The organism is Streptomyces sp. NPDC050504 (assembly GCF_044458065.1).
Lineage (GTDB): Bacteria > Actinomycetota > Actinomycetes > Streptomycetales > Streptomycetaceae > Streptomyces.
Genome location: NZ_JBITHO010000012.1, coordinates 47,712 through 60,666 on the forward strand (window position 1 = coordinate 47,712; position 12,955 = coordinate 60,666).

The window sequence follows — 12,955 nt, forward strand, 5'->3', positions numbered from 1 at the left end:
CGGTGACCGGCCCCCTTCGTCGCGTCCCGGATTCAGCTCCGCCCGGACACCGCCGAGACCTCGTCGCCGTCCGCGTCAGCCGCGTTCACCGCATCGGCCGCGTCCATCGCACCGGCCGCCCCCGGGTGCGTGACCCGCGTCTGCCGCAGCAGGGCCAGGGAGACCGCCGCCATGAGGAGCAGCAGCCCGGCCGCGGTCCAGGAGGCGGTGCGCAGGCCGTGGGCGAACGCCTCCCGGGTCACGGCGAGCACTTCGTCGCCGGTAGGGGCGGGCAGTCGGCCCGCCGCCTCGACCGCGCCGCCGAGCGTGTCGCGCGCGGAGTCGGCCGCACCGGGCGGCAGGTCGGCGGGCAGCCGTCCGGCGACGTCGTCGCGGTACACCGCCGTACCGATGGAGCCGAGGATGGCGATGCCGAACGCGCCGCCGAACTCCGTCGCGGTCTGGGAGAGTCCGGAGACGGATCCGGCCCGGTCCGGCGGTGCGGTCGCGATCACCAGGTCCGACGTGGTGGTCATGACGAGGGTGATGCCGGCCGACATGACGACGATGCCGGTCACGAGCGTTCCGACCCCGGTGTCGGCGTGCATCTGGGCGAGGATCCCGTACCCGAGCGCCCCGACGGCCAGGCCGCAGGACACCACGACTCCCGGGCGCACGAAGCGCGCCAGGACGGGGGCCAGGCCCGAACTGACCAGGGCGGCGCCCGCCGCGGGAAGCGCCCACAGGCCCGCCCGCAACGGGCCGTAGCCGAGCACCATTTGGAGGTACTGGGCGGTGAAGAGGCCCGAGCCGACGAGGGCGAAGATGGCGAGCACACTGGTGGCGACGGACGCGCTGAACGCCCGGTCGCCGAAGAGCCTTACGTCCAGAAGGGGTTCGGCCAGCGCGCGCTGGCGGCGCAGGAAGTACCAGCCGACGGCGAGGCCCACCACGATCGCGGCGACGGGCACGGCGCTGGCGCCGTCCTCGGCGATGCGCTGGATGCCGTAGACGGCGGGGAGCACGGCGGCCAGTGAGAGGGCGGCGCTGAACAGGTCGAACCGTGCGGGGTCGGTGGCTCTGGACTCCGGGAGCAGCAGCGCTCCCAGGATCAGCAGCAGCGCCATCACGGGGAGGTTGACCAGGAAGACCGAGCCCCACCAGAAGTGTTCGAGGAGGACGCCGCCGAGGAGCGGGCCGAGGATGGCTCCGCCCGCGAAGGCCCCGGTCCACACGGCGATGGCGATCCTGCGCTGCCCGTCGTCGCGGAACATGGTGCGGATCAGCGACAGGGTGGACGGCATCAGGGTGGCGCCGCCGAGGCCCAGCAGGGCGCGGGTCGCGATGAGCATCGAGGGGCTGGAGGCGACGCTGGCCGCCAGGGAGGCCGCGCCGAAGACGACGGCGCCGCCCATGAGCAGCCGTTTGCGGCCGATCCGGTCGCCGAGCGCGCCCATCGTCAGGAGCAGCCCGGCGAGGACGAACGGGTAGATGTTGACGATCCAGAGGAGTTGCGCGCTGCTCGGGTCGAGGTCCGCGCTGATGAACGGCAGCGCGTAGGACAGGACTTGCATGTCGAGGGAGACCAGCAGGACCGCTATGACGAGGACGGCCAGTCCCGTCCACTGTTTCCGCCCGGCCTTGGGCGGCGCGTCGTGGGGCGCCGCTGCGGCTTGGCTCATGGGGTGCTCCTACTTCGCCGGCGGGTGCTGTGCCTCGGCGTTCAGGTAGGCGAGCACTGCCAGCACACGGCGGTTGTCGTCCCCGGACGCGGTGAGGTCCAGCTTGGAGAAGATGCTGTTGGTGTGCTTGCTGACCGCTTTTTCGGAAAAGAACATGCGCGCGGCGATGGCCGCGTTGGAGCGGCCCTCGGCCATCAGGGCGAGCACCTCGCGCTCCCGGTCGGTCAGGGTCTGTACCGGGCTGGTCTCGGTGTTGTGCCTGCTCATCAGCTCGGAGACCACCTTGGGGTCCATCACGGTTCCCCCGGATGCGACCTGCTTGACCATGTCGACGAAGCGGCGCACGTCGAAGACGCGGTCCTTGAGCAGGTAGCCCACGCCGCCGTTCTGGTCGGAGAGCAGCTCGCGGGCGTACATCTGCTCCACGTGCTGGGACAGCACCAGGATCGGCAGGCCCGGTACCTGCGCGCGGGCCTGGACCGCGGCCTGGAGGCCCTCGTCGGTGAAGGTGGGGGGCAGGCGCACGTCGACGATGGCGACGTCGGGTCGGTGGGTGAGCAGGGCCCGGAGCATCGCGGGGCCGTTGTCCACCGCCTCGATCACCTCGAAGTCGTGCGCGGTCAGGATCTGCACCAGTCCTTCCCGCAGCAGGGCCAGGTCCTCCGCGATCACAACTCGCACGGGAGCTCCATCGTCACTAGGGTCGGTCCGCCCATCGGGCTGTTGATGTCGAGCGTCCCGTCGAAGGACGCCAGTCGGCGCTGGAGGCCGCGCAGTCCGCTGCCGCCCTCGGCCTCCGCTCCGCCGCGCCCGTTGTCGCCGACCTCGGCGCGCAGGCGGCCGTCCGCGTACTGGAGCCGGATGCTCGCGCGGTCGGCGCCGCTGTGCTTGGTGACGTTGGCGAGCGCCTCGGCGATCACGAAGTAGGTGGCGGACTCGATCGGCGCCTGGGGCCGTCGGGGCAGGTCTATGACGACCTCCACGGGGATGGCCAGGGCCATCGCGAGGGCGCGGACGGCGCCGTCGAGGCCGCGTTCGGCGAGTACGGGCGGGTGGATGCCGCGCACCAGGTCGCGCAGTTCGTCGAGGGCCTGGCTGCTGGACTCCATGGCGTCGGCGAGGAGTCGGCGCACCAGCTCGGGGTTGGTGTCCAGTTGGGTGTCGGCGAGCCCGAGCTTCATGCCGAGCGACACGAGGCGGGCCTGGGCTCCGTCGTGCAGGTCCCTCTCGATCCTGCGGAGTTCGGCGGCCTGCGCCTCCACGGCTTCGGACCTGGTCTCGGTGAGCTGTTCCACGCGCAGGGCGAGGAGGGCGCTGCGGGTGGGCGCGAGCAGGGCGCGGTTGAAGCTCAGGTAGAGCCGTCCCAGCGGCGGCGCGATCAGGAGGCCGATCACCACGAGGACGAAGCCCTGCGGGATCGCGAGGTTGGCGGCGCCCTGGTCGGTGATGAACCAGGTCGCGCCGAATCCCCACTTGGGGCCCATGCTCTCCCAGAAGAGGGGCGTGACGAACATGCCGTTGAGGCCGTAGGCGACGAGGGACACCGGCAGCAGGCCGAGGACCAGTCCCACGGGCGCGTCGAGCGCCATCCACAGGACGTCCCGCCAGGTGGCGGGGTCGGACAGCAGCCGGCGGCAGTGGGCGACGGTGCCCGCGGTGTCGTAGGCGCCGTCGACGGTGCTCCGCCGGTAGGGGGTGTCGATGCCCTCGCCCGTCCACTCCTTCGCGGTGCGCCGGTGGAAGTTGGCGAGGCCGCGCACGGCGGTCATGACGACCGGCAGGATGAGGAACCCTATGCCGAGGGCCATGGTGGCGAAGGTGGTGACCGTGAGGGTCAGCAGGACGACGCTCCCGGCCTGGGAGAGGACGGCGACCAGCAGTCCTCGTACGCACCAGTGCAGGCGTTCGGCGAGACCGCGTAACCTCGGCGACCGCGCGGTCTCCGCTTTCTTCAACTGCCCCTACCTCCTCAGGCCTTGCGGCCGCCCGCGTCGATCTTAAGGATCGCACGCCGTGGCCGGCCGGGCAGTGGAGATCTTCCCCGGCAGGGGGTGGAGATTCCTCCACCCCACTTGTGGGAGAACACCCATCGGCCCGCACCCCCGACCCTCCATAACGTGGTCACCGTGATCGCGACCCCCATCGCGACAGGTTCAGGGAGTGTGAATGAACACCACCATCGCTGTAGACGACACGGTACGGCTCGACGCCGTCCACAAGGTGTACGGGCAGGGCGCCAACGCGGTGACCGCGCTCAACGGCGTCAGCCTGAGTTTTCAGCGTGGCAGCTTCACCGCCGTGATGGGTCCTTCGGGCTCCGGAAAGAGCACCTTCCTGCACTGCGCGGCGGGTCTCGACCGGCCGACCTCGGGCACCGTCCTGCTGGACGGCGACGACCTCGGCGACTACGACGAGACGACGCTGGCGAAGATGCGGCGCGAGCGCATCGGCTTCATCTTCCAGGCCTTCAACCTGCTGCCCGCGCTGTCCGTGGTGCAGAACGTCACCCTGCCGCTGAAGCTGGCGGGGCGGCGTCCCGACCGCAAGCGGGTGGCGGAGATCATCGAGCGGGTGGGGCTCGGCAACCGTGCGAACAACCGGCCCGCCCAGCTCTCCGGCGGCCAGCAGCAGCGGGTCGCGATCGCCCGCGCCCTGGTGACCGAGCCCGCGGTGGTCTTCGCCGACGAGCCGACCGGCGCGCTCGACACCCGGACCGCCCGTGAAGTGCTGCTGCTGATGCAGGAGTCCGTACGGGCGCTGCGGCAGACCATCGTCATGGTGACGCACGACCCGGTGGCCGCCTCCTACGCGGACCGCGTGGTCTTCCTCGCCGACGGCCGGTTCGTCGGGGACTTCTACAACCCGACGGCCGAGGCGGTCGCCGAGCGCATGACCCGGCTGGGCGCGTGGGCCGACGAGACGCCCGCGGCGCAGCACGTCCGGCAGTCCGCCGCGGCCGGAGGCACGTACTGATGTTGTCCCTGGCCCTGAGTACGCTGCGGTTCCGCCTGGGCGGATTCGTGGCCACCTTCATCGCCATGTTCTTCGGCGCGGCCCTCATCATGGCCTGCGGCGGACTCATGGAGAGCGGCGTCCGCGACGCGGTCCCCGCCCAACGGCTCGCCGCGGCGCCCATCGTGGTGGCGGGCGACCAGGAGTACGACGGTTCCCAGCTCGGCGAGCGGGTGCGGCTCGGCGCGGCGCAGGTGCGCACGGTCCAGGGCGTGCCCGGGGTGGAGCGGGCGGTCGCCGACGTCTCCTTCCCCGTGGCCGTCGTCCGCGACGGCCGTCCGGTCACCTCCGTGCCGGACGCCAACGCCACCGAGCACCGCCCGCTGGGCCACGGCTGGAGCACCGCGCAGCTCGCCCCCTACACCCTCACCGCAGGAGCCCGGCCGGGCGCGGCGGGCGACGTGGTGCTGGACACCGGCCTCGCCGACCGGGCCGGTGCCGAGGTGGGCGACCGGGTGCGGATCGTCGCCGACGGCAGCGCCCGGGAGTACCGGCTGACCGGCATCGTCGAGCAGTCGGGCGGGCGTACGGCGTCCCAGCCCGCGGTGTTCTTCAGCGACGCGCAGGCCACCACGCTGCGCGGCGACGACACCGTGGACGCGATCGGGGTGCTGCCCGAGGCCGGTGCGAACACCACCGAGCTGCGCGACCGGATCGACGAGGCGCTGGACGGCACCGCCGTGACGCTGACCGGTGACACCCGCGGCATGGCGGAGTTCCCGCAGGCCGCCGCGAGCCAGGACAACCTCGTCATGCTCTCCGCGATCTTCGGCGGCTGGGCCGTCCTGGTCGCCATGTTCGGCGCGTCCTCGACGCTGGGCCTGACCGTGCGCCAGCGGCAGCGCGAGATGGCGCTGCTCAAGGCGATCGGCACCACCCCGGCGCAGCTGCGCCGCATGATCCTCAGCGAGACGCTGGTGGTCTCGGTCCTGGCCTCGGTGCTCGGCTGCCTGCCGGGCTCGCTGCTCAGCGGCCTGCTCTTCGACAAGCTGGTCGACGCCGGGATCATCTCGGGCGCCGTCGAGTTCCGGCAGGGCCTGGTGCCCGCGGCCGTCGCCGTGGCGGCCTCGCTGCTGGCGGCGGTCGGTGCCGCGTACATCACCGCCCGCAAGATCGCCGAGACCCGGGCCACGGACGCCCTGGCGAGCGCCGCGACCGAGGGGCACTGGCTGACCAGGACCCGGCTCGTGCTGTCGGCGCTCTTCCTGATCGGCGGCGTGGCCATGGCCGTGATGACCGTGACGATGATGACCGGCGACCTGACGGCCAGTACGGCGGGCCCCGCCTGCATCATGTGGGCCATCGGCCTGGCGCTGCTCGCCCCCGGCTTCACCAAGGCGATCGTGTGGCTGCTCCAGGGCCCGCTGCGGGCGCTGACCGGTCTCACGGGGTACATGGCGGTGCTCAACGCCCGCGCCAACACCGTGCGGCTGGCCTCCACGATCACCCCGATCATCCTGCTGACCGGCGTCGCCACCGGCACCCTGTACATGCAGCAGATCGAGGACGCCTCCAACCGGGCCGCGCGCAACGGAGTGCTGCGCACGGACGACGTGCTGACCGCGGAGGCCGGCGGGTTCGCCCCCGGCACGCTGGAGCGGGTGCGCAAGGTGCCGGGGGTCGACGCGGCCTCCTCGTACGTGACCAGCACCGGCTTCGTGCAGAGCCCCGACGACGCCGACCAGACGAGCGACGGATGGCCGCTGCAGGGCGTCGACAACGCGCGGAACCTGACGGTGGAGGCCACCGCCGGATCGCTGGCCGCCCTGCGCGGCAACAGCGTCGCGCTGCCCGTCGAGCGGGCCGAGGCGCTGGGCCGCGAGGTCGGGCAGAGCGTCACCCTCAGGCTCGGGGACGGCACGCCGGTCACGGTGAAGGTCGTGGCCACCTACGAGCCGCAGGACGAGACGACGGCGCTGCTGCTGCCCGCCCCGCTGCTGGCGGCGCACACCACCGACGGGGTCGCCGGGCAGATCCTGGTGCACCACGCCGAGGGCAGCGACTCCGCGAAGGTGACCGCGGCGGTGGCCGCGCTGGTCGCGGACCAGCCGGGGGTCGAGGTGTCCGACAGCGGCGCGCTGACCGCCGGGCGCACCGGGGGCCAGCAGCAGCTGGCCACCATCAACTACCTGGTGGTGGGGCTGATCGTCGGGTACACCGCGATCTCCGTGATCAACACCCTGATCGCGGCGACCGGACGCCGCCGCAGGGAGTTCGGGCTCCAGCAGCTCACCGGCTTCACCAGGAAGCAGGTGATGGCGATGATGGGCCTGGAGAGCGTGCTCGTCTCGATCGTCGGGGTGTTCCTCGGGACGGTCGCCGCGACCATCACCTTCTTCCCCTACAGCCTCGCCAAGCTGGACGAGCTGGTGCCGTCCGTGCCGGTGTGGATCTACCTGACGGTCGTGGCGAGCGCCGTGGTGATCACCGCGGTCGCGACGCTGCTGCCGACCTGGCGGGCCACGAAGTCGCGGCCGGTGGAGGCGGCAACGGCCGCCGTGTGACGGCGGGCGCCGCGCCCGCCCCTGGACCGGATGCCCCGAATCCCCCGTGGGGTGTCCGCGGGTCCCACCGCCCGAAAGGGCGGTGGGACCCTTCTTCGTTCTCCCGTGCGGTCCCCCGGGCCCCCCTAGGCACCCCAGCTAGGGGTTGGCCGGGGACGGGCCCGTCGTCAGGCTGGTCGGGGCGGGCGCACCCGGTCCCGCTCCGGTACTCCGACCATGTGTGAGGGGCCTGAAGGTGACGAACGGCGTACAGCGGAAGAGCGCGTGGATACAGCGTTTCCACCCGTCCGAGGAGGCCGGCGTACGGCTCGTCTGCTTCCCGCACGCGGGCGGCGCCGCGACCTACTTCCACCCCGTGTCGGCGGCCCTGAGCCCGGACATCGAGGTGCTGGCCGTCCAGTACCCGGGGCGCCAGGAGCGCAGGACCGAGCCGGTGGTGCGCTCCGTCGAGGAGCTGGCGCGGCAGGCCACCGAGGCGATCCGGCCCTGGGCCGCCGACCGTCCGCTGGCCTTCTTCGGCCACAGCATGGGCGCGCTGGTCGCCGCGGAGGCCGCGCGGAACCTGGCGGCGGAGGGCGCCCCGCCGCTCACCGTCATCGTCTCCGGTCGGCGCGCGCCGACCACCTTCCGCGACGAGGACGTGCACCGGCGCGACGACGCGGGCATCGTCGCCGAGATGGCCAGGCTCGGCGGCAGCGACACCCGGATCTTCGACGACCCCGAGATGCGGACCCTGCTGCTGCCGGTGATCCGCGCCGACTACGAGGCCGTGGAGACCTACCGCCACCGCCCCGGCCCGCCCCTGCCCTGCCCGCTGCTCGCCGTCCTCGGCGACGACGACCCGGTGGCGAGCGTCGAGGAGGCCCGGGGCTGGGCCGCCCACACCTCGGCCGACTTCCGGCTGAAGACGTTCCCCGGCGGGCACTTCTACCTGAACGACCACGCGGCGGCGGTCATCGCGACGGTGCGCGACCACGTGCTGTCGCTGTCCCTCACCGGCTGAGTCCGCCACCGGCCGACGCCGCTGTCGGTGGCGGGTGACAGCATCGGACGCATGACGGACACCACGGCGACGGACGCCACCGCGACGGACGTCGGCGCGACGGGCACCACGGCATTCGACTGGCGGCCCTTCCTGCTCGAATGGAGCGGGGAGTGGGCGGACTCCCTGCCCGACGACGGGACGCGGAGCGCGGACGACGAGGCCGCGCGGCAGGCGCGGTGGCTGGGGTTCCCGCCCGCGTCCGACGAGCGGATCGCGGCCATGGAGGAGCGCCTGGGGCGGCGGATGCCTCCGTCGTACCGGGCGTTCCTCAAGGTCAGCGACGGGTGGCGGCACGCGGGCGGCTTCGTGTGGCTGCTGGCGGGCGCGGCGGACGCCCGCTGGCACGACGACGCGTCGGGGCTCGCGGAGCTGTTCGAAGCGGAGCTGGACGAGGACTCCGGGCCCGAGGAGCGGCTGGAGGTGGACATCTGGCGGCGCGGCCTCCAGCTCGACGTGGCGTCCGACGTCACCCATGTGCTCATGGACCCCGATGACGTGGCCGGGGACGGCGAGTGGGCCGTCTACACGTGGGCGAGCTGGCGGGGCACGCCGCCGGAGCGGCACGCGAACTTCCTGGAGTTCATGCGGGACATGCGCCGGGAGTTCCAGCGCCTGCGGGAGCGCCGGGGCGACGGCTAGGCGACGGCGGTCCCGGGCGGGCGGTGCGCGTCAGGGCGTGGCCGTGGAGACCACGTACACCGTGGGGCTCGCGGGGTCGGTGAGGTCGACGGTGATGTCCAGGGTCGGGCGCGGGTCGGGGTTGTGCCGGATGGTCCCGGCCCAGTGGCGGTCGGGGCCGAACCGCCAGCCGACCGTGTCGGCGTCCTGCCGGGTGACGGCGACCTCGCCCGTCCCCAGGGCGGGGCGGCCGGTGCCGACGGCCGTCAGGAAGTTGTCGAGGCCCACCGATGTGGTCCTGAACTGCACGAACAGACGACTGACCTTCCAGTTGCTCGTCTCGTAGTACTGGACCTCGCTGGACCTCGGCGGGATCGGCATCTCGTAGATCCGCCGCTTCATCTTGGAGGGCCAGCCCTCCTGAAGGCCCGTGCCGGAGGACTCGGCCTCCTTGTCGCGGCCGCTGCGGCGGCTCTGCTCGGCCGAGATCACCAGGTAGCCGGCGGGAACGCCGACGAGCAGCACGATGATGACCGCCGTGATCCAGCGGCGGCGGATCATGTGGCGGCGGTCCTCCGGGGGCCGCGCGCCGTCGCCGCCGGGCGGGGGCGTCTGGCGCGGGACGGACGAGGGCCGGTCGGCTGCGGTCATGAGGTGGTTCCTGGTTCCTGTGTTTCCACCAGCTGGTGCCGGTGCTTCTACGAGCTGGTACCGGTGTTCCGGGTGGTGCTCCTGATGCTCCGGGTGGCCTGTTCGTACGCCTGGGCGTACCGCTCGTACCGCTCCACCCTGCGCCGGTTGGCGCGGCGGAAGCGGCGGGCGATCAGCCGGGCGAGGTCGGCGGCGCCGACCATGCCGGCCTCGGGGCCGAGCTGCGCCTTGGCGATGCGGGCCTCGGGGCGGTAGCCGCGCCCGGTGAGGTGGCGGCGGAAGGCGTCGCGGGCGGGGCCGATGAGGAGGTCGTCGGCCGCGCTGACGCCGCCGCCGATGACGAAGCAGGACGGGTCGAGGGCGGCGGCGAGGTTGGCGATGCCCACGCCGAGCCACTGGCCGATGTCCTGGAGCAGTTCGACGCACATGGCGTCGCCCTCGCGGGCCAGCTCGGTGATGAGCGGGCCGGTGATGTCGGGGACGTTGCCCTTGACGCGCTCGATGATGTCGTACGCGACCGGGGAGTCGGCCGCGGCCAGCTCGCGGGCCTCGCGGACCAGCGCGTTGCCCGAGCTGTACTGCTCCCAGCAGCCGCGGTTGCCGCAGGGGCAGCGGTGGCCGCCGGGGACGACCTGCATGTGGCCGAACTCGCCCGCGACGCCGTACTTGCCGCGCTTGACCCGGCCGTCCTCCAGGATGGCGCCGCCGATGCCGGTGCCGAGGGTGATCATCACGAGGTGGTCCTCGCCCCGGCCCGCGCCGAAGCGCCACTCCGCCCAGGCGGCGGTGTTGGCGTCGTTGTCGACCATGACGGGGACCGCGAGGCGGGCCTGGAGGTTGTCGCGCAGCGGCTCGTTGCGCCAGGCGAGGTGCGGGGCGAAGAGGACGTTGGCGCGGTCGGCGTCGACCCAGCCCGCGGCGCCGATGCCGACCGCGTGGACGTCGTGGCGGTCGGAGAGGTCGAGGACCAGCTCGGTGATGGTGTCCTCGACGACCTTGGCGCTCTTGGACTTGTCCGGCGTCTCGGTCTTGATCTTTTCGAGGATGTTGCCGTCCGCGTCGACGACGCCCGCCATGACCTTGGTGCCGCCGATGTCGATGCCGACGGTGGGGACGCGGGGGGCGGTGAGGTGGGAGCGGCGCTCCCGGGTGCCGACGGTCCGCAGGACGGTGGCGCGGGCGGAGCCACTGTGGGTCAGGTCGCGGTACGTGCTCATCGTCCCTGCGGGGGTGTCGGGAGGTCGGGGGGCGGCCCCGCCCCGACGGTGGACGGCGCCCACCGGCCCCGATTCTGCCATCCGGCGGGGCGGGCGTCCCTGCGGGGCGGGGCGGGCGGGCGCGGGCCGGACGCCACACTTCGCAAAAGAAATTTGGCAAAAATACTTTTGCAGAGTGCCGGGAGCCACCTACCCTCCACCCCATGGACACCGAAACGGACCCCGAAAAGGACCCCGGCCCGGCCCCCGGGAACGGCGAAGGGCAGCGCGTGCTCGACCCCGAGCACGACGCGGCCGCGCTCAAGGCCCTCACCCACCCCCTGCGCATCCGGCTCCTGGGCATGCTGCGGCAGGACGGCCCGGCGACGGCGAGCGAGCTGGCGGTACGGGCCGGTGAGTCGTCCGCGTCCACCAGCTACCACCTGCGGGTCCTCGCCAAGCACGGCTTCGTGGCCGACGCCGAGCACCGCGACGGGCGCGAGCGCCGCTGGAAGCCGGTGCACGCGGTCACCTCGTGGAGCAACCGGGCGATGGAGGCGTCGGCGGGCACCCGGGAGTACGTCTGCGTGACGCGCAGGGCCCAGCTCGACCACCTGGCGGCGTCGCTCGGGCGGCACGAGGCGGACCTGGCGGAAGGGCGGCTCGGCCCGGAGTGGGTGGAGCCCTCGGGCATCACCGACCTGCTGCCGCGCCTGACGCCCGAATCGCTGAGCGAGCTGTGGGACGTCCTGGGCGACAAGGTGCGGGAGCTGACCGCGCGCGACGCCGACGACGAGCGGGCGGTGCAGGTGGTGCTCCTGGCGGCGGGCCTGCCGCTGGCGCCGCGCGCGGCGGACGGCGGCGAGGCCCCGGGCGGTGGCGGGTGAGCGCCGGGACGCACACGGGCGCAGGGCTCGACGAGCGCGGCGCGCGGCGGCGGTACGTCGCCGTCAGCGCGCTCTTCTGGCTGCCGATCGGGCTGACCATCGCGCCCATGGTGCTGCTCTTCACCGAGCGCGGCATGGCCCTCGCCGCCGTCACCGGCTTCTTCGCGGCGCACTCCCTCACCGCCGCCGTGCTGGAGCTGCCCACCGGCGGGCTCTCCGACGTACTCGGACGGCGGGCCGTCCTCGCCGCCGCCGGGCTGCTGAACCTCGGCGCGCTCGTCCTGCTCGGCCTGGGCACGACGGCCTGGCCGCTCGCGCTCGGGATGGCCCTCATGGGCGCGGGCCGCGCCCTGTCCAGCGGACCGGCCGAAGCCTGGTACGTCGATACGGTCCAGGCCGCGGCGGGCCCCGAAGCCGACCTGCGCACCGGGCTGGCCAAGGGAGGCGTCGCGACGTCCGCGGCGCTCGCCGCCGGAACGCTCCTCGGCGGCGGCCTGCCCTGGCTGCTGGGGCTCGGCCCCGACCTCGGCGCCCGGCTGGGCGACGCGACGGGCGGGCTGGTGCTGCCGCTCTCCGTGCCGCCGCTGCTGGGGGCGGCGGTGGAGGTGGCGTACGTGGTGTGCGTCCTGGTGGCCCTGCCCGAGCCGCCCAGGCCCCCGGCGACGCTGCGCGCCGTGCTCCGCGACGTACCGGTCACCGTCAGGGACGGGGTGCGGCTGGCGGGACGCGACGGGCTGGTGCGCCGGGTGGTGCTCAGCGCGGGGGCGGCCGGGGGCGCGCTGGCCACGGTGGAGCTGCTGACCCCGGGGCGGGCCGCGGGGCTGACCGGCGCGGCGGAGTCGGGGGCGGTGCTCTTCGCCGCGCTCGCCTGCGCGGGCTTCGTGTGCTCGGCGCTCGGCAACCAGCTCGCTCCGCTGACGGCACGCCTCGCGGGCGGGAGCGGGGCCGGTGTGCTGGCGGGACTGGGCACGGCGGCGGGCGGACTGCTGGTGCTCGGGGTGACGGCGGCGTTCGACGAGGGCCGGGGCGCGGGGGCGGCCGGGGCGCTCGCGGTGGCCGGCTTCTGTCTGGTGTACCTGGGGCTCGGGGCGGCGGGGCCCAACGAGAACGAGGTGCTGCACCGGAGGGTGGCGAGCGGGAACCGGGCGACGGCCCTGTCGGTGCAGTCGCTGGCGCTTCAGCTCGTGGGCGCGGTGGTGGGGCTGGTGATCGGTCGCCTGCCGGGCGGGGCGGCGCCGTGGCTGGTGGGGGGTGCGGTGCTCTTGGCGGGGGCGGGGCTGTGGGCGCGGCCGGAGCGGAGCGGTGCGCGATCCCCCGACGTGACTCACCCGCGGGCCGGCGGGGGCTGATCGCGCAGTTCCCCGCGCCCCGTCAGGGGCGC

At 73.6% G+C, this 12,955-nt stretch carries 10 protein-coding genes and 1 pseudogene; 6 read left to right on the forward strand and 5 right to left on the reverse strand.

Going from position 1 to position 12,955, the window contains the following annotated elements; translation table 11 throughout:
• Nucleotides 1-32: 32 nt before the first annotated feature.
• From ACIBNE_RS35060 to ACIBNE_RS35070, 3 genes are read right to left on the reverse strand one after another with little or no spacing between them, the layout of a single operon-like run.
• Nucleotides 33-1,661, reverse strand: a complete 1,629-nt coding sequence (locus ACIBNE_RS35060) for an MFS transporter (protein WP_399278969.1) — start codon at nt 1,659-1,661, stop codon at nt 33-35.
• A gap of 9 nt (nt 1,662-1,670) precedes the next feature.
• Nucleotides 1,671-2,342, reverse strand: a complete 672-nt coding sequence (locus ACIBNE_RS35065; RefSeq protein ID WP_399278971.1) for a response regulator — start codon at nt 2,340-2,342, stop codon at nt 1,671-1,673.
• Nucleotides 2,330-3,616, reverse strand: coding sequence for a sensor histidine kinase (locus tag ACIBNE_RS35070; RefSeq protein ID WP_399278973.1), 1,287 nt, complete (start codon nt 3,614-3,616; stop codon nt 2,330-2,332). The genes ACIBNE_RS35065 and ACIBNE_RS35070 overlap by 13 nt, the downstream gene beginning before the upstream one ends.
• A gap of 211 nt (nt 3,617-3,827) precedes the next feature.
• Between ACIBNE_RS35070 and ACIBNE_RS35075 the strand changes: the two genes are divergently transcribed.
• The 4 genes and pseudogenes from ACIBNE_RS35075 to ACIBNE_RS35090 all read left to right on the forward strand — a co-directional run.
• Nucleotides 3,828-4,634, forward strand: a complete 807-nt coding sequence (locus tag ACIBNE_RS35075) for an ABC transporter ATP-binding protein (RefSeq protein WP_399278975.1) — start codon at nt 3,828-3,830, stop codon at nt 4,632-4,634.
• Complete coding sequence (locus ACIBNE_RS35080; protein ID WP_399278977.1) at nt 4,634-7,177, forward strand: FtsX-like permease family protein; 2,544 nt, start codon at nt 4,634-4,636, stop codon at nt 7,175-7,177. The genes ACIBNE_RS35075 and ACIBNE_RS35080 overlap by 1 nt, the downstream gene beginning before the upstream one ends.
• A 235-nt stretch (nt 7,178-7,412) precedes the next feature.
• Nucleotides 7,413-8,180: a thioesterase II family protein gene (locus tag ACIBNE_RS35085; protein ID WP_399278979.1), complete on the forward strand. Its 768-nt coding sequence runs from the start codon at nt 7,413-7,415 to the stop codon at nt 8,178-8,180.
• A 51-nt stretch (nt 8,181-8,231) separates the two neighbouring features.
• Nucleotides 8,232-8,858, forward strand: a pseudogene (locus ACIBNE_RS35090) (SMI1/KNR4 family protein); the annotation flags it as partial.
• Between the two features lie 33 nt (nt 8,859-8,891).
• Here the strand turns inward: ACIBNE_RS35090 and ACIBNE_RS35095 are convergent.
• Nucleotides 8,892-9,491 carry a hypothetical protein gene (locus ACIBNE_RS35095; protein ID WP_399278981.1) on the reverse strand — a complete coding sequence of 200 codons (600 nt, stop codon included), beginning with the start codon at nt 9,489-9,491 and terminating at the stop codon, nt 8,892-8,894.
• A 47-nt stretch (nt 9,492-9,538) separates the two neighbouring features.
• On the reverse strand, nt 9,539-10,708 hold the full coding sequence (locus ACIBNE_RS35100; protein ID WP_399278983.1) for an ROK family glucokinase: 1,170 nt from the start codon (nt 10,706-10,708) through the stop codon (nt 9,539-9,541).
• A gap of 203 nt (nt 10,709-10,911) precedes the next feature.
• Between ACIBNE_RS35100 and ACIBNE_RS35105 the strand changes: the two genes are divergently transcribed.
• A complete protein-coding gene (locus ACIBNE_RS35105) occupies nt 10,912-11,574 on the forward strand; it encodes an ArsR/SmtB family transcription factor (RefSeq protein WP_399278985.1) in 663 nt (220 codons plus the stop codon).
• Entirely contained in the window at nt 11,571-12,923 is a 1,353-nt protein-coding gene (locus ACIBNE_RS35110) for an MFS transporter (protein ID WP_399278987.1), read from the forward strand. Before ACIBNE_RS35105 ends, ACIBNE_RS35110 begins: the two co-directional genes overlap by 4 nt.
• The last annotated feature ends 32 nt before the right edge of the window (nt 12,924-12,955 follow it).